This window comes from Allobosea sp. NPDC055353 (assembly GCF_053644975.1).
The window spans coordinates 1,051,690-1,074,287 of the sequence record NZ_JBSHMC010000001.1; the positions used below are offsets into that span (position 1 = coordinate 1,051,690).

The window sequence follows — 22,598 nt, forward strand, 5'->3', positions numbered from 1 at the left end:
AAGGGCCGTGAAGTGGGTCTGGCCTGGGGCATGGCTGTCGAACCGCGTCGCGCGCCGGGAATCGGCGCCTTCTGGTCTCATGTAGAGTGAACATATAGAGAACAAAAGACAAGTGGCGGGATTGTGACATGCTGCGTTGCGGCATAGGATTTCGCTCATGCTCACAGCCGTGATCCGCAGCGATGGTTCCCAGCAGGCGCTTGCCGCGACGCTCGCCGTGCTGATCCCGGCGGTCGCCGAAGGCTTTCTCGGTCATGCGGTGATCGTCGACACGGTCGGCGCGCCCGAGACCGAGCGCGCCGCGGACGCGACCGGCGCGCGCTATCTACGGGCGAGCCACGCGCAGGCCTGGCAGGATGCTGCGGCCCATGCCCGCGGCGATCGCCTCGTCCTGTTCGAGGCCGGCGATGTGCCGCAGGCCCATTGGGTTCAGGCGGTGGAGCGCCATTTGCTGGTCGCTGCGGGCAAACCGGCCCTGATTCCGGCGCGCGGGGTTCCTGCATCCCTGCGCGAGCGAATCGCGTTTTCAATCGGCGGACGCGGGCTCGGAGCAGGGCTCGTCATGCCCAAGGCGATGGCGCTCGCCGGCCGCCTCGACCGGGCTCCGGTGCGTTTGCCGGTCCTGCGGGAGCGGGCGGACTAGGCTGCTGCGGAGGGCTGCGATGTCCCTGAAATCGATATGCCGGCTACGCATGGCGGCGCGCATTTTTATCGGGAACTTGTGCATTGCAGCATAAGTTCATATGTTGACGGTTGCCTGAAGCACCTCCCTCAGACATCGAAAGGAGAGATCCATGCTGGAACGGCACGATTCCTGTTCTGCGCTCGAAGCGGAGCGCGACGAGGACAAGCGCGAGGAACAACGGGAGGACGAAGATACGTTCTCGCCTCGCGTTCATCAGGAAGGATTCTGGAGCTAGGCACCGGATTATCCGGCGCTGCGTAAAGGGGCCGGATCGCCGTCGGCGGTGATCCGGCAGCTCCATGACAACAAGGCGGAGGGCTGAAAGCAGCCCTCCGCACGGAATTCCGGGACATGGCAGGCTCTGTTAGAGTTCGCTGGTTCCGGCGAGTCCAAAGGCCCTCCCAGCGATGATCGGCATCACCCTGTGCACGACGTCGGAAGCGCGTCCGTTCTGGCAATGGGTCGACAAGGCTTCAGCCTTGGAAGGGGCGCCCTCGATCAGGGCCTTGGGCTATCCGCCCCATCTCACGCTCGCGCGCTACGCCGATCTCTCTGCGGATATCCTGCGCGAAGCCCTCACCTTGCGCGTGCAAGAGAAACCTATTTCGCTGACCTTCGACCGGGCCGGCCTGTTCGATGTCGATCCGCTGGTCCTGTGGCTGTCGCCCCGGCACGATCAGCGTCTCATCGACCTGCACGCCCGAATCCATGAGATCGTCGATCCCGCTCTCTGCGATCCACATTATCGGCCGGGGCTTTGGACGCCGCACCTGACGATAGCGATGGCCATTCCGGCGAATCGGCGTGAGGAAGCGCTCGTGCTGGCAACCGGGCGCTTCGAGCCGTTCAGCCTGACCTTCGATGTGATCGAAAGCGTTTCCTGGCCGCCGGTGCGTGTGCTGGAGACGGCGCGGCTCCGCGACTGAGCTGCTCTCCACCGATCGGGAGGCGCTGCGCTACACCTGATTCCGGAACGTGTCGCAGCTCTGCATCGAGCCTGACTGGAAGCCCGTGGTGAACCACTTCATGCGCTGCGCCGAGGAGCCATGGGTGAAGGAGTCGGGCACGACCGTGCCTTGCGCGGCCTTCTGAAGCTTGTCGTCGCCGATGGCGGAGGCGGTGCGCATCGCCTGGTCGATATCGCCCTGGTCGATCCGGCCCATCGCCTGGACGTTATGGGCCCAGACCCCGGCGAAGCAGTCCGCCTGCAATTCGATTCTGACCGAGATCGCATTTGCGTCGCGCTCTGAGGAACGCTCGCGAATCTGGTTGGCCTTGGGCAGGATGCCGAGCAGGTTCTGGATGTGGTGGCCGACCTCGTGGCCGATCACATAGGCATAGGCGAAATCGCCGCCGCCCCCGAGCTTGCGCTGCATCTCCTGGAAGAAGGAGGTGTCGAGATAGACCTTCTTGTCGACCGGGCAGTAGAACGGCCCCATCGCCGATTGCGCGGTGCCGCAGCCCGAGCGGTCGACGCCGGAGAACAGGACGAGCCGCGGCGGCTGGTAGCGGATATTGGCCTGCTGCGGCAGAAGCTTCGACCAGATGTCTTCATTCTGCGCCAGAACGGCCGAGACGAAGCGGCCCATCTGGTCCTCCGGCGGGCCGGAGGAGCGGCGCGTTTCCTGTGTCTGCTCGCGCCCGCCGATGCCACCGATCAACTCGGCACCGCCGATCAGCAGGCGCGGATCGATGCCGAGCGCCCAGCCGAGCAGGCCGAGCACCACCATCGTTCCGATGCCGACGCCGCCGCGCCCGCCGGGCATGCCGGCGAAGCCGCCGCCACCACTGCCGCGCCTGTCCTCGAGATTATCGGACTGGCGGTAATCTTCCCATTGCATGAAGGCATCCCCGGCGAAGCTCTCCCGCAATCTCGCTGGGAGATGCCGGGAACTCAAGTCGTCTTTGCAAACCGCTCCTGAACGCCCGGTGACTGCGGCGGTTCCCGCAGCTTCCCGGTCAGGCCTTCCCGTCGAGTGCGGCCTTCAGCGCGCGGAGGTCCCGCCAGGCGAGCCGCTTTTCGAGGGGGCGTCGCAGCAGATAGGCTGGATGCAGGGTCGCGATCGCCCGGATGCGCCGCGCGCCGGTGTCGTATTCCACCCACTTTCCGCGCGACGCGGTAATGCTCTTGAAGCCAAGCAGTGCCTGGGCTGAGGGTTTGCCTATACAGACGAGTATGTCGGGGTCAGCGAGTTCGATCTGGCGCTGTATGAAAGGCAGGCAGATGGTCGCTTCCTGTATGGACGGATCGCGGTTGCCCGGCGGGCGCCACGGTAGCAGGTTGGCGATATAGACCTCTTCCTTCCGGCTCAGGCCGATTGCGGCCAGCATGCGGTCGAGCAACTGCCCGGAGCGTCCGACGAAGGGCAGGCCGATGCGGTCCTCGTCGGCACCGGGCGCTTCGCCGACCAGCATCACCCGGCCCTGCGGATTGCCGTCGGCGAAGACCAGGTTCTTGGCGGTGGCCTTCAGCGCGCAGCCTTCGAAACCGGCCAGCGCGGTCTTCAGCTCGTCGAGCGTGCGCGCTTCGCGGGCGAGCGCCCGGGCGCTGACCGTGGCGTCGTCCGGTGCCGTTGCCGCAGCCGCCATCGGCCGTGCCGGTGCGGCAGGGCGGCCGGGTAGCGGGCGCAGGCGCGGTTGCCCGTCGCCGCCGCGCTCGCCAGCAGGAGCCGGATCGGCGAAATGGTTGCGCGGCGCCTCGTCGAGCGCCTCGGTCACGCCCATCTCGGCGTACCAGCTCAAAAGCTCATAGGGATCGGGCGCGTCGGGGCCGACTGCATCGGACAGGCTCATCGCTGCATCCTATACCTTGCAAAGCCTCTCTGCGAGCCGACGCAGTTGCAAAATGGAACGCACGCTTGGATAGAGGGGTTCCAGACTGGGCGGAAGCCGGGCGTTGAACGAGTCGACAAGACAGTTCATATATAAACTAATCGCGGCGCGGGATGTGAGGCGGAGGGCAGGATGGATCTGAAGGAAGCGCAGAGCGAACCGCGCGAGAGCATGGACTATGACGTCGTCATCGTCGGCGCGGGCCCTGCGGGTCTGGCGGCTGCGATCCGGCTGAAGCAGCTCGATGAGTCCATCTCGGTCGTGGTGGTCGAGAAAGGCGCCGAGGTCGGCGCCCATATCCTCTCCGGTGCCGTCATCGATCCCATCGGCCTCGACCGGCTCGTGCCGGACTGGCGCGACGATCCCGATCGTCCGCTGACCACCGAGGTCAAGGAAGACATCTTCTATTTCCTGACCGAGCCGAACGGCATCCGCCTGCCGAATTTCGGCATGCCCTCGCTGATGAACAACCACGGCAATTTCGTCGGCTCGCTCGGGCTCGTCGCGAAGTTCCTGGGCGCGCGGGCCGAGGCGCTCGGCGTCGAGATCTATCCGGGCTTCGCCGCCGCCGAGCTGCTTTTCAATGAAGATGGCTCGGTCGCCGGCATTGCCACAGGCGACATGGGTATCGCCAAGGACGGCACGGTCAGTGACCGCTTCACCCGCGGCATGGAATTGCGCGGTCGCTACACGCTCCTGGGCGAGGGCGCGCGCGGCTCGCTCTCCAAGATCGCGATCAAGCGGTTTGCTCTGGACGAAGGCCGCGAGCCCCAGAAATACGGCATCGGCCTGAAGGAGCTCTGGCAGGTCAAGCCGGAGAAGTTCCACAAGGGCCGCGTGCAGCACTCCTTCGGCTGGCCGCTCGACAACAAGACCGGCGGCGGCTCCTTCCTCTACCATTTCGACGACAACCTGGTTTCGGTCGGCTTCGTCGTGCATCTGAACTACCAGAACCCGACGCTCTCGCCCTTCGACGAGTTCCAGCGCTTCAAGACTCATCCGCTGATCCGCGATACTTTCGAAGGCGCCAAGCGCATCGCCTATGGCTCGCGCGCCATCACCGAGGGCGGCTTCCAGTCCGTACCGAAGCTCACGTTCCCGGGCGGCGCGCTGATCGGCTGCGCGGCCGGTTTCGTCAACGTTCCCCGCATCAAGGGCAGCCACAACGCCATCCTGTCGGGCATGCTGGCGGCAGAGAAGCTGGTGCCGGCGCTGCAGGCGGGCCGCCAGCATGACGAGGTCATCGAGATCGAGAATAGCTGGCGCGACAGCGCCATCGGCAAGGACCTGAAGCGCGTCCGCAACGTCAAGCCGCTCTGGTCGAAATTCGGCACGCTCCTTGGCATCGGGCTCGGCGGCATCGACATGTGGCTGAACCAGCTTTTCGGCTGGTCGCCCTTCGGCACGCTGAAGCACGGCAAGCCGGATTTCGCGACGCTGAAGCCGCTGGCCGAGGTCACGCCGGTCACCTATCCGAAGCCGGACGGCAAGATCTCCTTCGACAAGCTCTCCTCGGTCTTCCTCTCCTCGACCAATCACGAGGAGGACCAGCCGGCCCATCTGAAGCTGACCGATCCGTCGGTCCCGATCGCGCAGAACCTCCCGCTTTACGGCGAACCGGCGCGACTCTATTGCCCGGCCGGTGTCTACGAGGTCGTCTACGAGAACGCCGAGACGAAGACCAATCCGCGCTTCGTGATCAACGCGCAGAACTGCGTCCACTGCAAGACCTGCGACATCAAGGACCCCGCCCAGAACATCACCTGGACGGTCCCGGAAGGCGGCGGCGGGCCGGGCTACGCGAATATGTGATCGCGGGCGATTCGCCTGATGCATGGTCGATGCCGGAGTCTTCGCGGTCGAGACCACCTTTGTCATTCCGGGTTCGTGCCTGCGGCACGCCCCGGAATGACAGCCGGCGTGCAGTTCCACCGCTGAATCAAAAAGGGCGCGCCGGCCGGCGCGCCCTTTGTCGTCGGGCCTTGAGCAGATCAGCCCTTGCGGACGATCGGAGCAACCGGCTTGGTCTCGGTCTTGGCGCAACCGGCGACGAAGCCGCCGAGGAGCGCGACGGCGGCAACGCTCAGAATGATTTTCTTCATTGGAATAGTCCCAGTGGAATCGCTGCATGAACTGCGAGCGGGCCGACTATAGGCACGACGTCCCTAGGGGATGATTGCCGTTTTCTTCGATCGGCCTCTTCGTCATCGGGATTTCGGCGAGTGTTGCGCGGCTGCTACGAAACAGCCGCATTCGGGAGGGGGCCGGCTTGCCCGTCCGCCCGGAAACCGCCATCTTGGCAGCCTACGCGAAGCGATCACGGTCCGCTGGAAGAGTGCGCCCCGAGATGGTGAGGCTGCGGACCGAGGGAGAATGGCAGTCGTGACATTATTGAAGAAGGTGCGTGCCTCCGGCACGGCTGCTGCGTTGTCGCTTTTGATGTTCCTGCCAGCCGTGGCTGCTGCCCAGGGCGCTACACAGCCGCGCTCGGCCGACACGCTCGAACCGGGCGACAGTCTGGAAGGCAACTATCTCGCCGCGATCGTCGCCGGTGCCTCTCGCGATCTCGGCGCGGCCTCCGTCTATCTGCGCGAGGCGATCAAGGAAGACCCGCAGAACAACGACCTGACCGAGCGTGCCTTCGTCGCCTTCCTGGCCGATGGTGCCATGCCGGATGCTTTCCGGGCCGCCGACAAATTGATCCAGCAGGACCCGAGCAACGGGCTGGCCCAGCTCGTCATCGGTATCCGCTCGATCAAGCAGAAGAGCTACCGGACGGCGCGCAACCATCTCCAGCGCGGGGGCAGGGGGCGCGCAGCCGACATCACCGCGACGCTGCTCACAGCCTGGTCCTATCTCGGCTCCGGCAATTCCCGCCGGGCGATCGAGACGCTGGAGCGCCTGAAGGGCGAGGCGTCCTACAATCTTTTCCGCGACTATCATGCCGGGCTCATTCTCGACGCCGCCGGCCGCAAGGGCGAAGCCGAGAAGCGACTGAAATCCGCCTATGACGCCGAGAAGACCACGCTCCGGCTGGTCGATCTCTGGGCACGCTTCCAGGCCCGCAATGGCGATTTCAACGGTGCGGCCGAAACCTATGCCGCCTTCGACCGCTTGCTGCCGAATCACCCGATCATCCGCGAGGGCATGGCGCTCGTCGGCAAGAAGGATGCGCCGCCGCGTCAGATCTCGACGCCGCAGCAGGGCGCGGCCGAGGTGCTCTATGGCCTCGCCAGCGCCGGCAACCGCCAGGGCGACGAAGCCGCCGCGCTGCTCTACCTGCGCATGGCGATCTATCTCGACCCCGGCCACGACCTCGCGATCCTGACGCTCGGCGACATTCTCGAGCGTGCCCGCCAGCCGGAGGATGCCGTCGCCGTCTACGACAAGATGCCGGCCTCCTCGCCGCTGCGGCCGAATGCCGAGATCCAGGCCGGTCTGGCCCTGGAAAACCTCGGCAAGCCCGAAGAGGCGGTGAAGCATCTCGACAAGGTCATTGCCGAGCGGCCGGACGATGTCGACGCGCTCTCGGCGCTCGGCAACATCTATCGCTCGCGCAAGAAATTCGTGGAAGCCGCAGCGGCCTATGACAAGGCCATCGACAAGCTCGCCTCGCCCGGCCGCGCCAACTGGGATCTGTTCTATTTCCGCGGCATCGCCCGCGAGCGCATCAACCGCTGGCCCGAGGCCGAGGCCGATCTGCGCAAGGCGCTGGAACTCCTGCCCGATCCGCTCGGCCGCGAGCGGGCGCTGGTGCTGAACTATCTCGGCTATTCTCTGGTCGACAAGCATCTCAAGCTTGACGAAGCGCTCGACATGCTGCGCCGCGCCGTCGAGCTGCGCCCGCGCGACGGCTACATCATCGATTCGCTCGGCTGGGCCTATTATCGCCTCGGCCGCTATGAAGATGCCTCGCGCGAGATCGAGCGCGCTGCGGAACTGCGCCCGTCCGATCCGGTCATCAACGATCATCTCGGCGACGTCTACTGGCGCACCGGGCGCCAGCTCGAGGCGAAGTTCCAGTGGAACCACGCCCGCGACCTCAAGCCCGAGCCTGAGGACCTGGAGAAGATCCTGCGCAAGATCGAGCGCGGGATGGAGGATCCTTCGGCCAATGCGGTCGAGGAGACCAAGAAGGACGGCGGCTGACGCTTCCGCGTCGCCGGCCTGACCTCGTGGCCCCGCCGCTGACGACGCGCGCCCGCGCCAAGGTCAATCTCGACCTGCGCGTGCTCGGCCGGCGCGCCGACGGCTATCACGAGCTTGAAAGCCTCGTCGCCTTCGCCGGCGTCGGCGACACGCTGTCGCTCGATCCCGGCGCTGACCTCTCTCTGACGCTCGCGGGACCGCGTTCTGAAGGCCTGGCGGTCGATGACGGCAATCTCGTCCTGCGCGCCGCCCGCGCGCTGGCGGTTGCGCGCCCCGGCCTGCGTCTCGGGCGCTTCCATCTCGTCAAGCGCCTGCCTGTCGCGTCGGGGATCGGCGGCGGCTCGGCCGATGCGGCTGCCGCGCTACGCCTGCTCGCGCGCCTGAACGGCATCGCTCCAGGCGATCCGGTCCTGCGGGAGGTCGCCACGCAGGTCGGGGCCGACGTATCGGTCTGTCTCGATTCGCGCGCGCGACTGATGGCCGGCATCGGCGAAAAGCTCGGCCCGGTGCTCAGGCTGCCGCCGCTCTTCGCCGTGCTGGTCAATCCGGGCGTGGGCGTCGAGACGGTGGCCGTATTCCGGGCGCTTGGTCTCAAGCCGGGTGAGGCTGTGTCGGAGGCGCGCGGGCACAATCTTGCGGTTCCGGCATCGGCCTCGGACCTGCTGGGCCAATTGGCGACCACGAGTAATGACCTCGCAGCACCGGCGCAGCGAGGTGCGCCGGTGATCGGCGAGGTCCTGGACCGGCTTGCGGCGTTGCCCGGTTGCCGGCTGGCGCGCATGTCCGGCTCGGGCGCGACCTGCTTCGCGCTGTTCGACGATTGCGCATCGAGCGCTGCCGCTGCCAAGGCGTTGCAGCGCGAGCGGCCGGGCTGGTGGGTGAAGCCGACGCTGCTGAGTTAGACACACAGCCGTCATTCTCGGGCGAAGCGTAGCGCGGACCCGAGAACCTCACGACAGGAAAACACTGGGTTGCCAGATGCTCGGGTCAAGCCCGAGCAGGACGTGCTTGCCTCAATGCGCCCGCGCGACGCAGAAATCGACGGCGGCATTGAGCGCCTGCTTCATCGGCGAGGCTGGGAACAGGCCGAGCGCATCCTTCGCCATCCGCGCATAGTGCTCGGCGCGGGCGATGGTGTCGTCGAGCGCCTTGTGCCGGCGCATGATTGCCTGTGCTTGCTCCAGATCGCCGTCGCGGATCTCGCCGTCCTGCAGCGTGCGTTTCCAGAAGGCGCGCTCGGCCTCGTCGCCGCGGCGGAACGAGAGCACGACGGGCAAGGTGATCTTGCCCTCACGGAAATCATCGCCGGTGTTCTTGCCGAGCTTCGCGGCGACGCCGCCATAGTCGAGCGCGTCGTCGATGAGCTGGAAGGCGATACCGAGATTGAGACCATAGCTGCGGCAGGCGGCGGCATCGGCCTTGGGGGAGCCGGCGATGACCGGCCCAACTTCGCAAGCGGCGGCGAAGAGCTCGGCCGTCTTGCCGCGGATCACCGCCAGATACTCGTCCTCGGTCGTTTCCGTGTTCTTGGCGACCGAGAGCTGCAGGACCTCGCCCTCCGCGATGACCGAGGCGGCGGTGGAGAGGATGTCGAGCGCCCTGAGCGAGCCGACCTCGACCATCATCTTGAAGGCCTGGCCGAGCAGGAAATCGCCGACCAGGACGCTTGCCTCGTTGCCCCAGAGCATGCGGGCGGCGAGCTTGCCGCGGCGCATGTCGCTCTCGTCGACGACATCGTCGTGGAGCAGCGTGGCCGTGTGCATGAACTCGACGGAGGCGGCGAGCTTGACATGGCCATCGCCGGCATAGCCGCAGAGGTCGGCCATCGCGAGGGTCAGCATCGGCCGCAGCCGTTTGCCGCCCGAAGAGATCAGGTGGTTGGCGACCTCCGGGATCATCGTCACGTCCGAGCCGGTGCGCGACAGGATCATCGCGTTGACGCGGGCCATGTCCTCGCGCGTCAGCGCGACCAGCGGCTCGATGCTGGCCTGATTCGATTCCCGTTCCTCGAGGGAGACGACGACACCCACTGGAGACACTCCGGAGTCAGATACCCGCGCCGGGCGGCGCGCTTGTGCCATGCCACAACCGTCGCATGGGACGCCAGCCCCTGCAAACCGGCGTGACGCCGCACCTTTGCGTGAGCGGGGGCCTGAAAGCCGAGGGCTCTTGCACAAACCCGGGCGCTTGGGCTCCATGGAGCCATGCACGAACTCCTGCGCACCAACGACCTTATCCTGCTCGGCGCCGTCGAGGCCCTGCTGGCTTCGGCCAATCTCGACTGCTTGATCGCCGATCAGCATATCAGTTCGCTCGAGGGCATGATCGGGGCCTTCCCGCGCCGCCTGCTGGTGCGCGATGCCGATCGCAGGCGCGCGCGGGCTCTGCTGATCGAGGCCGGCTACGGGTCAGAATTGCGTGATGAGTGAAATCGAACCGGGCGCGGCACTGGGCGAGATCGTCGAAGATCGTTTGCTTGATGGCCGGCTGAGGCTGCTCCAGCCGCGCAAGGGTCATCGCGCCGGCAGCGATGCGGTCCTGCTCGCCGCGGCGCTGCCGGGCCTGGGCGGCGGCGCGTTGCTGGATATCGGGGCCGGCGTCGGCACGGTTGGCCTCGCTGCGGCGCTGGCCCAGCCGGAATTGCAGGTCACGCTGCTGGAGCGCGATCCGGAGCTTGCCGCGCTGGCCGCGCGCAATGCCGGGCTCAACCACATGGCGGAGCGCGTGACGGCGATCGCCGGAGATGTCACGGCGCGGGCCGCGACTCTATCGGAACTGGGCCTGGCATCCGCCTCCTACGATGCGGTGGCGATGAACCCGCCCTTCTATCCCCCGGGCGGTAGCAGGGCCTCGCCTGTCCCCAACCGCAAGGCGGCCCATGTCGCTGAAGGAGCGCTCGCGCCCTGGCTGCGGACGGCCCGGCGCCTGCTCCGGCCGGGCGGGCATCTCGCGCTGATTCACCGGGTCGAGGCGCTGCCCGAAGTTCTAGCCGGCCTCGAAACCGGCTTCGGCGCGGTCGCGGTCCGCCCGGTCCATGCCTTTGCCGACAAGCCCGCGATCCGCATCATCGTCACGGCCGTGCTGAACAGCAGAAAGCCGGCAGCGTTGCTGCCGGCTTTCGTGATCAATGGCGCTGATGGCAGGCTGACACCCTTGAGCGATGCGGTCCATCGCGGCCACGGGCGCCTTACGCCCGATTACCAGTAGTAGCGCGGCCCGTAGAAACGCCGCGGAGCATAATAGGCCGGCGGACCATAGAAGCGCGGCGGGCCGTAATAGCGCCGCGGCCCGTAATAGCGGGGGCCGTAATAGCGCGGCCGGCCGTAATAGCGGCGCGGCCCGTAATAATACTGAGCCTGCTGCACCATGCCTTCGCCCGAGACCGCGGGCGCGGCCGCGATCGGGGCTGCCGCAATCGGGGCGGCTGAAGCAGGGGTAGCGGCGATGCCGGCCACGCCCAGCGCGCCAGCGGTCGCCATGGTGACGATCAGTGTCCGAAACATGAAAACCTCCATGAGATGGCGCCGGCAGTCCCTGCCGTCGGATGGAAACGCCGTCCTTGCGTTGAATGTTAGGGCCTCGAACCTGAACGGCACGGAATCGCGTCGTTCAGCTTGCCTTCAGCCAACGGCCACATTGCGGCCATTCTTGGGAGCCGCTCAGCGGCAGATGCGCACCGGGCGAACCACCCAGCGCCAGCCGTTCCAGACGCGGCGGTCGGCCCAGAAGCAGCGCGGGCGCCGGTATCGGCGCAGGCCGTAATACTGGGCCCGCTCGACGAGGCCTTGCCCGGCCTGCGCGGATTGCCCGGCCGCGGCAGCGACAGGCGCCGCCGAAACCGGGGGCGCCGCGAGCGCAACTCCCCCCAGAGAACCCGCCAGCGCAGCGGCGAGAAGCGTTGTCCGGAACATCCCTGGCCTCCATCGCGCCACCGGCCTTGCCGGAGACCGGCCCGTCATCCTGAGGCGGATGGCGGGCCCTGTTGCACGGACGGCGCGAAACCGCGCCGTCCGCCCGTCTTCAGATATGTGCGCTCGCCTCAGCGGCGGCAGACGCGCACGGCGCGCCGAACCCAGCGATGGCCGTTCCAGATACGGCGGGACTCGGTCCAGCAGCGCGGGCGGTAATGGCGGCGCGGGCCGTAATGCGGGCGGCCGCGATGCCAGGCCTGCTGGACGAGGCCGGTCTCGGCACCCGAAGCCAGCGCCGTGCCCGCGGAAATCGGGGCCGCGGAGGCCGGGGCGGTGCTCATGGCGGCACCGAGCAAGGTTGCAGCGCCGAAGGCGGCGGCAATGATGCGGGTTGTCAACATGGGCTTACTCCTTGGTTTTACAGCCGCCGGCCCGGCATCAAATGCTCGCCCCGAACATCGCGAGCCGTGCGGTTGGGATTATCGATATCAGACCCGATATGAACGAAAGCTGTCCGCTTTCGGTTCCGGCTCGTGCTTGACCATGACTGGCCCGAACCCTAATCACCGCAGCATTCCCTCGTTATCGGAAGGTTGCTGGCACTTGTCCGCCCCCGCGCCACTCTCGCATTCCGCCATCCCGGCTTCTTCCCCGGCGATGGACCCGACCCGCTCCTTCCAGGGGCTGCTGCTGACCTTGCAGCGCTTCTGGGCCGAGCGAGGTTGCGTGGTGCTGCAGCCCTACGACATGGAGGTCGGCGCCGGCACCTTCCACCCGGCGACGACCTTGCGCGCGCTCGGGCCGAAGCCGTGGCGGGCTGCCTATGTCCAGCCTTCGCGCCGCCCCAAGGACGGCCGCTATGGCGAAAACCCCAACCGCCTCCAGCACTATTACCAGTTCCAGGTGATCCTGAAGCCGTCGCCGCCGAACCTGCAGGAACTCTACCTCGACTCGCTACGCGCCATCGGTGTCGATCTCGGCCTGCATGACGTCCGCTTCGTCGAGGACGACTGGGAGAGTCCGACGCTCGGCGCCTGGGGCCTCGGCTGGGAATGCTGGTGCGACGGCATGGAGGTGAGCCAGTTCACCTATTTCCAGCAGGTCGCGGGTGTCGAATGCGCACCGGTCGCAGGCGAGCTCACCTACGGGCTCGAGCGCCTGGCAATGTATGTCCAGGGCGTCGAGAACGTCTACGACCTCAATTTCAACGGCCTCGATGGCGAGGACCGCATCTCCTATGGCGACGTGTTCCTGCAGGCCGAGCAGGAATACTCCCGGCACAATTTCGAGCATGCCAATACCGAGATGCTGTTCCGGCACTTCTCGGACGCGGAAGCCGAGTGCAAGGCGCTGCTCGCTGCCGGAGAGCCGGCTGCCGGCGCCAACCAGCCCCGCCACGAACTGGCTCTGCCGGCCTATGACCAGTGCATCAAGGCCAGCCACATCTTCAACCTGCTCGATGCGCGCGGCGTGATCTCGGTCACCGAGCGGCAGAGCTACATCCTGCGCGTGCGCGAGCTCTCGAAGGCCTGCGGTGCGGCCTGGCTGAAGACGGCCGGCGGGGGAGCCATCTGATGCCCGATCTCCTGCTCGAACTCTTCTCCGAGGAAATCCCGGCGCGCATGCAGCGCAAGGCCGGCGAGGACCTCAAGAAGCTCGTCACCGATGCGCTGGTCGAGCGCGGTCTCGTCTATGAGGGCGCCAAGGCCTTCGTCACACCGCGCCGCCTCGCGCTGCATATCGCCGGCCTGCCGGTGCGTGGCCGCGATGTGCGCGAGGAGCGCAAGGGTCCGCGCGTCGGCGCGCCCGACGCCGCCGTGCAGGGCTTCCTCAAGGCTGCGGGCCTGACCTCGCTCGATCAGGCGACCATCGTCAGCGACCCGAAGAAGGGCGATTCCTACGTCGCCATCATCGAAAAGCCCGGCCAGGAAACCGCCGCGGCCATCGCCGAGATCGTCCCTGCCGTGATCCGGTCCTTCCCCTGGCCGAAATCGATGCGCTGGGGCAAGGCCTCGGCCGCTGGCGCGAGCCTGCGCTGGGTGCGCCCGCTGCATTCGATCCTCTGCACCTTCGGCGCTGCCGAGGTCGAGGACCCGGAGGTGGTGCCCTTCGAGGTCGACGGCATCGTCTCGGGCAACACCACCTATGGCCATCGCTTCCATGCGCCTGCGCCCATCACGGTGAAGCGCCTGGAGGACTATGTCGCCTCGCTTGAGAAGGCGAAGGTCGTGCTCGATGCCGACCGGCGCAAGGAGATCATCCTCACCGACGCCCGCAACCTCGCCTTCGCGCAGGGGCTCGACCTCGTCGAGGACGAGGGGCTGCTGGAGGAGGTCGCCGGCCTCGTCGAATGGCCGGTCGTGCTGATGGGCTCCTTCGAGGAGCGTTTCCTCGACATTCCCGGCGAGGCGATCCGCGCCACCATCCGCGCCAACCAGAAATGCTTCGTGCTGCGCGATCCCGCGACCGGGACCATCGCCAACCGCTTCATCCTGGTCTCGAATCTCGTTGCCAGCGACGGCGGCGTGGCGATCACCGCCGGCAATGGCCGCGTCGTCCGCGCGCGCCTCTCGGATGCCGCCTATTTCTGGCAGACCGATCGCGGCTCGCTGCCGGACCTCGACACCTTCAAGGAGAGCGCCGAGAAGCTCGGGCTCGATCTGGCCAAGCCGCTCGACCAGCGCATGGCCAAGCTCGACAAGCTCGGCGTCGTCTTCCACGCCAAGCTGGGCACGCAAGGGCAACGCGTCCAGCGCATCGCGGCGCTGGCCAAGGAACTGGCGCCGATCGTCGGTGCCGATCCCGAGAAGGCCGAACGCGCCGCCAAGCTCGCCAAGGCCGACCTGCCGACCGAGATGGTCGGCGAGTTCCCGGAACTGCAGGGTCTGATGGGCCGGAAATACGCGGAATTGCAGGGCGAGGACGCCTCGGTCGCCGCAGCGGTCGAGGAGCACTACAAGCCGCTTGGGCCTTCGGACCGCGTTCCGACGGATCCGGTTTCGGTTGCGGTGGCGCTGGCCGACAAGGTTGACCTGCTCACTGGCTTCTGGGCGATCGACGAAAAGCCGACCGGCAGCAAGGATCCCTATGCGTTGCGTCGTGCGGCGCTCGGCGTAATCAAGATCGTGCTGGAAAACGGCCTGAACTTCTCGATAGACCGCTTCAACGACGTGCAGTTGCTGCGTCACCAGATCGGCTCATCAGCGTCGGCTCCCGAAAAGCTCGGCGCCATCTTGTCCGCAGCCGCTGCGGGCGGAATCTTCGGTGAAGAGGCGCGCGCGCTGATCGCTGCGAGCCGTGACGAGGGGGCCGAATGGCTGCGGCTCGTCGATGAGCATGACCCCGCTATCAGCGACGACCTGCGCCTGTTCCTTCAGGATCGCCTCAGGGTTCATCTCCGGGAGATAGGCACCAGGCACGACATCATCGATGCCGTCATCGCGCCCGGAAGCTGCAATCTTTTCCTCATCACCCGCCGCGTCGCCGCGCTTGGCCGTTTCCTCGACACCGAGGACGGCAAGAACCTGCTCGCGGGCTACAAGCGCGCCGCCAATATCCTCAAGGCCGAGGAGAAGAAGGACGGGGAGGGCGCCTTCGCCGAGGCTCCGGACCTGCATCTGATCGCCGAGGCCGGCCTGATCGAGGAGAAGGCGCTCGCCGTCGCGCTGGCGCAGGCGACGCCGAAGGCCGAGGCTGCGGTCGCTGCCGAGGATTACGAGGGCGCCATGGCCGCGCTCGCCGAAATCCGCCCGGCGGTCGATGCCTTCTTCGACAAGGTCACGGTCAATGATCCCGATCCGGCCTTGCGCGCCAACCGCCTGAAGCTGCTCAACCAGCTCCGCCAGGCGACGCGCGCGGTCGCGGATTTCGATCGCATCGCCGGATAAGGTGAGGACAGCGCCGGGAACCCTCTCCCGGAGGGAGAGGGCAGGGTGAGGGGTCGGCCGTTGGTCGCCCTCACTCCGTCCTAACCGCAACTGCGGTTGGGCCGGCGCCAGACTGGTCCAGTGGCCTACACCTCACCCCTACCCCTCTCCTTACAGGAGAGGGGTTTTCTGTTGCGGCTCCCGCGCTCTCCCTAAAAAGAAGCCCCTCTTCGCCGGCAAACCCACCCCCGGAACCAATCCCCGCCCTGCGACGTTCTCTCGGCGGGGCTGACAAGCCGCGAATGCGTCGCGGCATGGGCTCCGGGGGGCCGGCTACCGGCCGAGATAAAGGGCTGCAAGCATGTCCATTCTGATTTCGCTGCTGATCACCGTTCTCGTCATCGGCCTCGTGCTCTACCTCGTGCGCATGCTGCCGCTCGACGGGCAGATCAAGAACGTCGTGCAGATCATCGTGATCGTGATCGGCATCATCTCGCTGCTGCGCTATCTCGCTGTTTTCTAAGGCGATTGACGGCGCTATCGCGCTGGTTCAGACTTCGAGAGGTCCAGAGGGCCCCGGACGATCCCGTCCCGGGGCCTTCTTCCGTTTCAGGGCAAGGTCTATCGGGGTAACACCGCGATGAATGCGCCGAACCGCAACGGCCATATCAGGCTGACCTCCCATCCCGAGCCGGGCAGCGCCGCCGCGCGCTTCCCCATCCGATGGGGCGCAGCGACCGCGGCCGAGCGCGGCCCGATCATCGCCTCGACCACCAACCCGGCCGACCGCAACGTCATCGGCGCCCATGGCGGCTCGTATTCGGTCTATCGCGCGCTGGCGATCTCTGCCCGCGCGATGAATCCGCAGCAGCGCCCGGACCTGACCAACACCCATCCGACGGCGGAGATCGCGCCGCAGCCGCAATGGGCCGACCCGAAGAGGATCGTCTCGCTCGATCCCTTCGGCCACACGGTCGCGCAGGATTTCGGCAAGCTGATCGGCGAGGGCATCGATATCCGCCCCTCGATCGCGATCACCAAGGCCAGGCTCAACCTGCCGGAGATCCTCGCCGCGATGGGCGCCCATCGCCTCGCGGCGGACGGCCATATCCTGCACGCTTCCGGCGATATCAGCGTCACCAAGATCGCAGTCGACCCGGTCTGGTACCTGCCGGGCATCGCCGAGCGCTTCGGCACGACCGAGAGCGACCTGCGCCGCACGCTCTTCGAGCAGACGGGCGGCATGTATCCCGAATTGGTGACGCGGCCGGATCTCAAGGTCTTCCTGCCGCCGATCGGTTCGATCACGGCCTATGTCATGGGCGAGGCCTCGCGGCTTGCCGATCCGAAGACGCGCATCGCCTGCCGCGTCCATGACGAGTGCAACGGCTCGGACGTTTTCGGCTCCGATATCTGCACCTGCCGGCCCTATCTCACGCATGGCATCGAGGAATGCGTGAAGGAGGCCCAGAGCGGCGGCGTCGGCCTGATCGTCTACAACCGCAAGGAGGGCCGGGCGCTCGGCGAGGTCACGAAATTCCTCGTCTACAACGCCCGCAAGCGCCAGGAGGGCGGCGATTCCGCTGCGACCTATTTCGAGCGCACCGAATGCGTCGCCGGCGTCCAGGATGCCCGCTTCCAGCAGCTCATGCCGGATGTGCTGCACTGGCTCGGCGTCACGCATATCGACCGGCTGATGTCGATGTCGAACATGAAATACGACGCCATGGTCGAGAGCGGCATCACCATCGGCGAGCGCGTCGCGATCCCGCCCGAGCTGGTCCCGCCTGATGCCTCCGTCGAGATCGAGGCCAAGAAGGCCGCGGGGTACTACTCGCCCGAGGGCGCGCCCGGCGACAATGCCCTTAAGTCGACGGTTGGCCGCGACCTCGACAAGTTCTGATTCCGCCCACGCCTACCGAGATGATGATGCCCGACCGCGATCCCGAGGCGTTCCGCGCCCTGTTGAAACCCGCTGCCGTGCGCGAGCGCGCGCAGGAGATGCTGGAGCTCGGGCTCGCCGGCCAGCTCCTCCATTTCAGCGTTCATCCGGAACGGCTCGAAGCCTGCGCCGATTACGTACTGAAGACGATCCGCGCGAATTATCCGACGCTCGACGTTCCCTTCCACGCCCGCTGGCGCCATTTCGTCGTCGATGGCGAGGATCGCTGGCAGAAGCTCGACAGGGCCGCCGGCTTCGCCGACCCTGCGGCGCGCAGCCGCGCCGCTTATGACCTCGCCGTCGTCAGCGTCCTGCTCGATGCCGGGGCCGGGCCGGACTGGCGCTATCGCGATGCCGCGACGGGCCGCGAGATCGGCCGCTCGGAAGGGCTGGCGCTCGCCTCGCTCGACATGTTCGCCGCAGGGCTGTTCTCCAGCGATCCAGCCGATTCCCTGCAGGCCGATGCAGCCGGGCTGAAGCGGCTCGATGCGACCGCGCTGGCGCGGGGATTCCAGGCCGGGCCGGACAATCCGTTGCTCGCGTTGGAAGGTCGTGCCGCGCTACTCAACCGCCTCGGCGAAGAGCTGGAGCGGCAGGGGCTTTCCCGACCGGGAGCGCTGTTCGATCGCTTCGCCAATGCCGCAGATACCGGGACGTTGCGGGCGCCGCATATGCTCGGCGAGGTCCTTGGCACCTTCGGCGGCATCTGGCCGTCGCGCCTGACGGTCGCTGGCGTAGCGCTCGGCGATACCTGGCGCCATCCCCTGATCGCACCGGGGAAGCCGACGGAGGGCCTCGTGCCCTTCCACAAGCTCTCGCAATGGCTGACCTATTCGCTGATCGAGCCGCTGCAATGGGCCGGCATCACTGTCGTCGATATCGACGAGATGACCGGCCTGCCCGAATACCGCAATGGCGGGCTCTTCCTCGACAGCGGCGTCATCGCGCTGAAGGACGAGGCGGACCGGGCGAAGGCGCATGAGGTTTCGTCGCCGCTCGTGGTCGAATGGCGTGCGCTCACCGTCGCTCTGCTCGATGAAGTTGGCGCTCTTATCCGACAGCGCCTCGGCCGTTCGCGCGATGAACTCCCGCTCGCCAAGGTGCTCGAAGGCGGGACCTGGGCCGCCGGGCGTCGGATCGCGCGCGAAAAGCGTGTGGATGGCGGGCCGCCCTTGACCATCGTCAGCGATGGCACGGTATTTTGAGGATAAGCCAAGGTCCGAGAGATAGAGGGGTAACCGGCGTATGACTTCGAGCCAGGACGGCGTCACCGTCGTCGATCACCCGCTGGTCCAGCACAAGCTCACGCTGATGCGCGAGAAGGACCGCTCGACCAAGAGCTTCCGCCAGCTCCTCAACGAGATCGGCATGCTGCTCTGCTACGAGGTGACGCGCGACCTGCCGACCGAGCTGATCGAGATCGAGACGCCGTTGCAGAAGTCGATGCAGCCGGTCATCGCCGGCAAGAAGCTGGTCTTCGCGCCGATCCTGCGCGCCGGCGTCGGCTTCCTCGACGGCATGCTGGAGCTCGTCCCGGCCGCGCGCGTCGCCCATATCGGACTCTACCGCGACCCCGATACGCTCCAGGCCGTCGAATACTACTTCAAGGCGCCCTCCGATATCGCCGATCGCATGATCGTGGTGATGGACCCGATGCTGGCGACGGCGAATTCGGCCGTGGCGGCGGTCGAGCGCCTGAAGGAGCGCGGCGCCCGGGATCTGCGCTTCATGTGCCTGCTGGCTGCGCCGGAGGGCATCGCGCGCCTGCGCGGCGCCCATCCCGATGTCCGGATCTGGACGGCCGCGATCGACGAACGCCTCAACGATCACGGCTATATCGTTCCGGGCCTCGGCGATGCCGGCGACCGCATGTTCGGGACGCGCTGAAGTTTCCCAGAACGAAGCGGCCCGCTCCGTTTCCGGAGCGGGCCTGGCCTGAAGGACGGACGGTCTGGGGTTGAAGCCGTCCGCCTTTCGGATCGGCGTTATTCGATGATCTGGACGATGCGGCGGGTCTGCGGCTCGACGATCACCGTGCGGTCGTTGACGACCGTGTAGCGATAGTTCGAGGCGTTCGGCGCATAGTCGGCCGGCAGCTGGTGGTAGACGACGCCCTGCTGCGGCAGCACCGTGCCGACCGCGACGGGCTCGGCATAGGTGTAGGAGGGGACGCGCTGCTCCACCACATAGGTGCGGAACTTCGGCTCGGCCGCATCGCCGATGATCGCGCCGACCACAGCGCCGCCGACACCGCCGACCACCGCGCCGACCGGGCCACCGACGACCGCGCCGCCGACTGCGCCGGTCGCGGCCCCGCTGGTCGCACCGCCGACCGCGCCGCCCGAGGGCTGGCTCTGGGCAAAGGCAACCGCCGGGGTGATGGTCAGGGCGGCAACAAGAGCAAGTTTCTTGAACATGGTATGTCTCCTTTCGAAGCGAACCTTCGGCGAGGACAACCGCAACCTGCTCGAACAGTTCCCGGAAAGCGGGTCACGAGATGTTAACGTTCGGCAACCGGAAGCAGAAAGAGCTTCAGGAACAGAGCCTTGCCTGGTCATGACAAACGCGTGCTCCGGCGCCTGAGGGACGCTGCCGGGCCCTGAAACGCAAACGGCGGGCCCGAAGGCCCGCCGCATGGTCATTGGCGTCTTGCGTCTGATTACTGCTTCGACGCGGCCGAGAGCGCAGGCGTCAGCTTGTCGGCGTCGCGCTTGATCAGGGCGGCGAAACCGGCCGGCGTCCGCTCCTCGGCGGTCGGCAGCACGGCGCCGAGGTCGAGCAGGCGCTTCTTGGTGCCTTCGTCGTTGAGGGCCTTGTTGAGCGCATCAACCAGCTTGTCCACGGCCTCCTTCGGCATGCCCTTCGGGCCGGCGATGCCGTTCCAGGCCTCGATCTGGTAGTCGGGCAGGCCGGCTTCCTTTGTGGTGGGCACGTCGGGCAGCGCCGGCGAGCGCTGGGCCGAGGCGATGGCATAGGCCTTGATCGTCTTGGCGCGGATCTGCTCGGAGACCGAAACGATCTGGTCGCACATGAAGTCGACCTGGCCGGAGACGAGGTCGTTCAGCGCCGGGCCGGTGCCGCGATAGGCGACGGCGTTGATCTTCGGCGTGCCAAGGATGCCCTTGAGCAGGGTGCAGGTCGTCCACGAGACCGAGCCGAGGCCGGCATGGGCTTCGTTGAACTTGTCCGGGTTGGCCTTGACGGCGGCGACGAAGGCCTTGAGGTCGGGCGCCTCGAGGTTCTTACGGGCAACGATCAGGATCGGCGTGCCGCCGGCGAGCCCGATCGTCTGCATGCCGTTGATCGGGTCGTATTTCAGGCCGGGATAGGTGGCGGGGGCCGCCGAGAAGGTGCCCAGATGCCCCATCGCGATGGTGTAGCCGTCCGGTGCGGCGGTGACGGCGCGGGTGATGCCGGTCGTGCCGCCGGCGCCGGCGACGTTTTCGATCACGATCTGCTGGCCGAGCGTCTTCGACATGTGGTCGGTGACGACGCGGGCGATGATGTCGGTCGGGCCGCCGGCCGCGAAGGGCACGATCATGGTGATCGGCTTCGTCGGATAACCCTGCGCCTGCGCGGTGCCGGCGAATGCCAGCGTGGCGACGGCGGCAAGGCCGAGAGCGAGCTTCTTCATGCGTATTCCTCCCTGGAGATTGCGTGAAATGAAACTGGGGGGCGGCCGCCGGGGCGGCAACCCCGTCATTCGGTGAAGACCTCGTCGCGCTTCTTCGAGATCGCGGGCAGGAGCGCGATGGCGAGCACGATCGCCGCGACGATGAGCAGCCCCAGCGAGATCGGCCGGTTCTGATAGTCGATGAAGGTGTAGAACGAGCCGCGTGAGATGATCAGCGCCTGCCGGAGCTTCTCCTCCATCAGCTTGCCCAGCACGAAGCCGAGCAGCATCGGCGCGGGCTCGAAACCGAGCTTGATCAGCGCGTAGCCGAACAGGCCGAACAGCGCCGTGAAGGCGACGTCGGCCGGCTGGTTGTTCACCGAGTAGATGCCGATGCAGCAGAAGATCAGGATCGCCGGGAACATCAGCCGGTAGGGCACCTGCAGCAGCTTCACCCAGAGCCCGACCAGCGGCAGGTTGATGACGAGCAGCATCAGGTTGCCGAGCCACATCGAGGCGATCATGCCCCAGAACAGCTCCGGGTTCTTGGTCATGACCTGCGGGCCCGGGATGATGCCGTGAATCGTCATCGCGCCGACCATCAGCGCCATCACCGCATTTGGCGGAATGCCGAGCGTGAGCAACGGAATGAAGGCGGTCTGCGCGCCGGCGTTGTTGGCCGATTCCGGCCCCGCCACGCCCTCGATCGCGCCCTTGCCGAAGCGGGACGGGTCGTCGGCGATCTTCTTTTCGACCGTGTAGCTGGCGAAGGGGCCGAGCACCGCGCCATTGCCCGGCAGGATGCCGAGGATGGCGCCGATGCCGGTGCCGCGCAGCACCGGCTTGATCGATTGCTTGATGTCGCTCCAGTTCGGCAGCAGCCGGCCGATCTTGGCGCGGACGACGTCGCGCGCTTCAGGGGTTTCGAGGTTGCGGAGCACTTCCGCGAAACCGAAGACGCCCATGCCGAGCACGGCGACGTCGATGCCGTCCGAGAGCGAGGCGATGCCGAAGGTCAGGCGCTCCTGCCCGGTCTCGAGGTCGGTGCCGACCGTCGACAGGAGCAGGCCGAGCGCGATCATGCAGAATGCCTTCAGGATCGAGCCGCGTGCCAGAACCACGGCAAAGCAAAGGCCCATCACCATCAGCGAGAAATATTCGGCAGGCCCGAACAGCAGCGCCAGCCGCGTCAGCGGCGCGCCGAGCGCTGCGATGACCATGGTCGCGACGGTGCCGGCGAAGAAGGAGCCGAGGGCAGCCGTGCCGAGCGCGATGCCGGCGCGGCCCTGCTTGGCCATCTGGTGGCCGTCGAGCGTGGTGACCACGGCGGTCGCCTCGCCGGGAATGTTCACGAGGATCGCCGTGGTCGATCCACCATATTGCGCGCCGTAGTAGATGCCCGCGAGCATGATCAGCGCGCCGGTCGGGTCGAGGCCGAAGGTGATCGGCAGCAGCATGGCGATGGTCGCGGTCGGGCCGACGCCGGGCAGCACCCCGATCAACGTCCCGACAAGGCAGCCGGTGAAGCAAAGCAGGATGTTCTGGAACGTGAAGGCGACGCCGAAACCGACCGCCAGATGAGACATCATTTCAGCCATGG

The 22,598-nt window shown here is 66.8% G+C and carries 23 protein-coding genes; 14 read left to right on the forward strand and 9 right to left on the reverse strand.

Annotated features, from left to right (window positions below):
* The first annotated feature begins 157 nt into the window (after positions 1–157).
* The 3 genes from ACWIEX_RS04785 (at position 158) to ACWIEX_RS04795 (ending at position 1,611) form a co-directional block, all read left to right on the forward strand.
* Positions 158–643 carry a hypothetical protein gene (locus ACWIEX_RS04785; protein ID WP_454031972.1) on the forward strand — a complete coding sequence of 162 codons (486 nt, stop codon included), beginning with the start codon at positions 158–160 and terminating at the stop codon, positions 641–643.
* 151 nt (positions 644–794) lie between these two features.
* The gene (locus ACWIEX_RS04790; RefSeq protein ID WP_454031973.1) at positions 795–920 is read left to right on the forward strand and encodes a hypothetical protein; all 126 of its coding nucleotides are present in this window, start codon (positions 795–797) and stop codon (positions 918–920) included.
* Between the two features lie 172 nt (positions 921–1,092).
* Positions 1,093–1,611 (forward strand): 2'-5' RNA ligase family protein, encoded by a 519-nt coding sequence (locus tag ACWIEX_RS04795; protein ID WP_454031974.1) that lies wholly within the window; start codon positions 1,093–1,095, stop codon positions 1,609–1,611.
* 30 nt (positions 1,612–1,641) lie between these two features.
* Here ACWIEX_RS04795 and ypfJ read toward each other — a convergent pair whose 3' ends face one another.
* Together ypfJ and ACWIEX_RS04805 are read right to left on the reverse strand one after the other, a co-directional pair.
* Positions 1,642–2,526 carry a KPN_02809 family neutral zinc metallopeptidase gene (ypfJ, locus tag ACWIEX_RS04800; protein ID WP_454031975.1) on the reverse strand — a complete coding sequence of 295 codons (885 nt, stop codon included), beginning with the start codon at positions 2,524–2,526 and terminating at the stop codon, positions 1,642–1,644.
* A gap of 118 nt (positions 2,527–2,644) precedes the next feature.
* Positions 2,645–3,478, reverse strand: a complete 834-nt coding sequence (locus tag ACWIEX_RS04805; RefSeq protein WP_454031976.1) for a uracil-DNA glycosylase — start codon at positions 3,476–3,478, stop codon at positions 2,645–2,647.
* Between the two features lie 171 nt (positions 3,479–3,649).
* On the opposite strand from ACWIEX_RS04805, the gene ACWIEX_RS04810 reads away from it, so the two are divergent.
* The 3 genes from ACWIEX_RS04810 (at position 3,650) to ACWIEX_RS04820 (ending at position 8,568) form a co-directional block, all read left to right on the forward strand.
* Positions 3,650–5,329 (forward strand): electron transfer flavoprotein-ubiquinone oxidoreductase, encoded by a 1,680-nt coding sequence (locus ACWIEX_RS04810; RefSeq protein ID WP_454031977.1) that lies wholly within the window; start codon positions 3,650–3,652, stop codon positions 5,327–5,329.
* Positions 5,330–5,890: 561 nt separating this feature from the next.
* Positions 5,891–7,666, forward strand: coding sequence for a tetratricopeptide repeat protein (locus ACWIEX_RS04815; RefSeq protein ID WP_454031978.1), 1,776 nt, complete (start codon positions 5,891–5,893; stop codon positions 7,664–7,666).
* A gap of 26 nt (positions 7,667–7,692) precedes the next feature.
* Complete coding sequence (locus ACWIEX_RS04820) at positions 7,693–8,568, forward strand: 4-(cytidine 5'-diphospho)-2-C-methyl-D-erythritol kinase (protein WP_454031979.1); 876 nt, start codon at positions 7,693–7,695, stop codon at positions 8,566–8,568.
* Between the two features lie 111 nt (positions 8,569–8,679).
* On the opposite strand, the gene ACWIEX_RS04825 is transcribed toward ACWIEX_RS04820, so the two are convergent.
* Positions 8,680–9,615, reverse strand: a complete 936-nt coding sequence (locus tag ACWIEX_RS04825; RefSeq protein ID WP_454033463.1) for a polyprenyl synthetase family protein — start codon at positions 9,613–9,615, stop codon at positions 8,680–8,682.
* Positions 9,616–9,870: 255 nt separating this feature from the next.
* On the opposite strand from ACWIEX_RS04825, the gene ACWIEX_RS04830 reads away from it, so the two are divergent.
* Both ACWIEX_RS04830 and ACWIEX_RS04835 read left to right on the forward strand, forming a co-directional pair.
* Complete coding sequence (locus ACWIEX_RS04830; RefSeq protein ID WP_454031980.1) at positions 9,871–10,095, forward strand: putative signal transducing protein; 225 nt, start codon at positions 9,871–9,873, stop codon at positions 10,093–10,095.
* Positions 10,088–10,873: a tRNA1(Val) (adenine(37)-N6)-methyltransferase gene (locus tag ACWIEX_RS04835; protein WP_454031981.1), complete on the forward strand. Its 786-nt coding sequence runs from the start codon at positions 10,088–10,090 to the stop codon at positions 10,871–10,873. The genes ACWIEX_RS04830 and ACWIEX_RS04835 overlap by 8 nt, the downstream gene beginning before the upstream one ends.
* On the opposite strand, the gene ACWIEX_RS04840 is transcribed toward ACWIEX_RS04835, so the two are convergent.
* From ACWIEX_RS04840 to ACWIEX_RS04850, 3 genes are all read right to left on the reverse strand, one after another.
* Positions 10,864–11,169, reverse strand: coding sequence for a hypothetical protein (locus tag ACWIEX_RS04840; RefSeq protein WP_454031982.1), 306 nt, complete (start codon positions 11,167–11,169; stop codon positions 10,864–10,866). The genes ACWIEX_RS04835 and ACWIEX_RS04840 overlap by 10 nt on opposite strands.
* 156 nt (positions 11,170–11,325) lie before the next feature.
* The gene (locus ACWIEX_RS04845; RefSeq protein WP_454031983.1) at positions 11,326–11,577 is read right to left on the reverse strand and encodes a hypothetical protein; all 252 of its coding nucleotides are present in this window, start codon (positions 11,575–11,577) and stop codon (positions 11,326–11,328) included.
* A 128-nt stretch (positions 11,578–11,705) separates the two neighbouring features.
* Positions 11,706–11,978: a hypothetical protein gene (locus tag ACWIEX_RS04850; RefSeq protein WP_454031984.1), complete on the reverse strand. Its 273-nt coding sequence runs from the start codon at positions 11,976–11,978 to the stop codon at positions 11,706–11,708.
* A 256-nt stretch (positions 11,979–12,234) separates the two neighbouring features.
* Here ACWIEX_RS04850 and ACWIEX_RS04855 point away from each other — a divergent pair, with 256 nt between their 5' ends.
* From ACWIEX_RS04855 to upp, 6 genes are all read left to right on the forward strand, one after another.
* The gene (locus ACWIEX_RS04855) at positions 12,235–13,152 is read left to right on the forward strand and encodes a glycine--tRNA ligase subunit alpha (RefSeq protein ID WP_454033464.1); all 918 of its coding nucleotides are present in this window, start codon (positions 12,235–12,237) and stop codon (positions 13,150–13,152) included.
* Positions 13,152–15,464, forward strand: a complete 2,313-nt coding sequence (glyS, locus tag ACWIEX_RS04860; RefSeq protein ID WP_454031985.1) for a glycine--tRNA ligase subunit beta — start codon at positions 13,152–13,154, stop codon at positions 15,462–15,464. Before ACWIEX_RS04855 ends, glyS begins: the two co-directional genes overlap by 1 nt.
* A 340-nt stretch (positions 15,465–15,804) precedes the next feature.
* On the forward strand, positions 15,805–15,966 hold the full coding sequence (locus ACWIEX_RS04865) for a Thivi_2564 family membrane protein (protein ID WP_091855869.1): 162 nt from the start codon (positions 15,805–15,807) through the stop codon (positions 15,964–15,966).
* A 117-nt stretch (positions 15,967–16,083) separates the two neighbouring features.
* Positions 16,084–17,346 (forward strand): GTP cyclohydrolase II, encoded by a 1,263-nt coding sequence (locus tag ACWIEX_RS04870; protein ID WP_454031986.1) that lies wholly within the window; start codon positions 16,084–16,086, stop codon positions 17,344–17,346.
* 26 nt (positions 17,347–17,372) lie between these two features.
* A complete protein-coding gene (locus ACWIEX_RS04875) occupies positions 17,373–18,590 on the forward strand; it encodes a URC4/urg3 family protein (protein ID WP_454031987.1) in 1,218 nt (405 codons plus the stop codon).
* Between the two features lie 40 nt (positions 18,591–18,630).
* On the forward strand, positions 18,631–19,272 hold the full coding sequence (upp, locus tag ACWIEX_RS04880; RefSeq protein ID WP_061964799.1) for a uracil phosphoribosyltransferase: 642 nt from the start codon (positions 18,631–18,633) through the stop codon (positions 19,270–19,272).
* Between the two features lie 98 nt (positions 19,273–19,370).
* On the opposite strand, the gene ACWIEX_RS04885 is transcribed toward upp, so the two are convergent.
* The 3 genes from ACWIEX_RS04885 to ACWIEX_RS04895 all read right to left on the reverse strand — a co-directional run bounded on the left by ACWIEX_RS04885 (position 19,371) and on the right by ACWIEX_RS04895 (position 22,596).
* Positions 19,371–19,802 (reverse strand): DUF1236 domain-containing protein, encoded by a 432-nt coding sequence (locus ACWIEX_RS04885; RefSeq protein ID WP_061964797.1) that lies wholly within the window; start codon positions 19,800–19,802, stop codon positions 19,371–19,373.
* A gap of 242 nt (positions 19,803–20,044) precedes the next feature.
* Positions 20,045–21,019, reverse strand: coding sequence for a tripartite tricarboxylate transporter substrate-binding protein (locus ACWIEX_RS04890; protein WP_454031988.1), 975 nt, complete (start codon positions 21,017–21,019; stop codon positions 20,045–20,047).
* Between the two features lie 65 nt (positions 21,020–21,084).
* Entirely contained in the window at positions 21,085–22,596 is a 1,512-nt protein-coding gene (locus ACWIEX_RS04895; RefSeq protein WP_454031989.1) for a tripartite tricarboxylate transporter permease, read from the reverse strand.
* Between the last annotated feature and the right edge of the window lie 2 nt (positions 22,597–22,598).

Coding starts and splice junctions, on each gene's coding strand:
- ACWIEX_RS04845 (WP_454031983.1), bottom strand. CDS start 11,577: ATGTTCCGGACAACGCTTCTCGCCGCTGCGCTGGCGGGTTCTCTGGGG.
- ACWIEX_RS04805 (WP_454031976.1), bottom strand. CDS start 3,478: ATGAGCCTGTCCGATGCAGTCGGCCCCGACGCGCCCGATCCCTATGAG.
- upp (WP_061964799.1), top strand. CDS start 18,631: ATGACTTCGAGCCAGGACGGCGTCACCGTCGTCGATCACCCGCTGGTC.
- ACWIEX_RS04865 (WP_091855869.1), top strand. CDS start 15,805: ATGTCCATTCTGATTTCGCTGCTGATCACCGTTCTCGTCATCGGCCTC.
- ACWIEX_RS04825 (WP_454033463.1), bottom strand. CDS start 9,615: ATGGCCCGCGTCAACGCGATGATCCTGTCGCGCACCGGCTCGGACGTG.
- ACWIEX_RS04885 (WP_061964797.1), bottom strand. CDS start 19,802: ATGTTCAAGAAACTTGCTCTTGTTGCCGCCCTGACCATCACCCCGGCG.
- ACWIEX_RS04840 (WP_454031982.1), bottom strand. CDS start 11,169: ATGTTTCGGACACTGATCGTCACCATGGCGACCGCTGGCGCGCTGGGC.
- ACWIEX_RS04815 (WP_454031978.1), top strand. CDS start 5,891: ATGGCAGTCGTGACATTATTGAAGAAGGTGCGTGCCTCCGGCACGGCT.
- ACWIEX_RS04855 (WP_454033464.1), top strand. CDS start 12,235: ATGGACCCGACCCGCTCCTTCCAGGGGCTGCTGCTGACCTTGCAGCGC.
- ACWIEX_RS04835 (WP_454031981.1), top strand. CDS start 10,088: ATGAGTGAAATCGAACCGGGCGCGGCACTGGGCGAGATCGTCGAAGAT.
- ACWIEX_RS04870 (WP_454031986.1), top strand. CDS start 16,084: ATGAATGCGCCGAACCGCAACGGCCATATCAGGCTGACCTCCCATCCC.
- ACWIEX_RS04790 (WP_454031973.1), top strand. CDS start 795: ATGCTGGAACGGCACGATTCCTGTTCTGCGCTCGAAGCGGAGCGCGAC.
- ACWIEX_RS04850 (WP_454031984.1), bottom strand. CDS start 11,978: ATGTTGACAACCCGCATCATTGCCGCCGCCTTCGGCGCTGCAACCTTG.
- ACWIEX_RS04895 (WP_454031989.1), bottom strand. CDS start 22,596: ATGGCTGAAATGATGTCTCATCTGGCGGTCGGTTTCGGCGTCGCCTTC.
- ACWIEX_RS04830 (WP_454031980.1), top strand. CDS start 9,871: ATGCACGAACTCCTGCGCACCAACGACCTTATCCTGCTCGGCGCCGTC.
- ACWIEX_RS04890 (WP_454031988.1), bottom strand. CDS start 21,019: ATGAAGAAGCTCGCTCTCGGCCTTGCCGCCGTCGCCACGCTGGCATTC.
- glyS (WP_454031985.1), top strand. CDS start 13,152: ATGCCCGATCTCCTGCTCGAACTCTTCTCCGAGGAAATCCCGGCGCGC.
- ACWIEX_RS04795 (WP_454031974.1), top strand. CDS start 1,093: ATGATCGGCATCACCCTGTGCACGACGTCGGAAGCGCGTCCGTTCTGG.
- ACWIEX_RS04875 (WP_454031987.1), top strand. CDS start 17,373: ATGCCCGACCGCGATCCCGAGGCGTTCCGCGCCCTGTTGAAACCCGCT.
- ACWIEX_RS04785 (WP_454031972.1), top strand. CDS start 158: ATGCTCACAGCCGTGATCCGCAGCGATGGTTCCCAGCAGGCGCTTGCC.
- ACWIEX_RS04810 (WP_454031977.1), top strand. CDS start 3,650: ATGGATCTGAAGGAAGCGCAGAGCGAACCGCGCGAGAGCATGGACTAT.
- ypfJ (WP_454031975.1), bottom strand. CDS start 2,526: ATGCAATGGGAAGATTACCGCCAGTCCGATAATCTCGAGGACAGGCGC.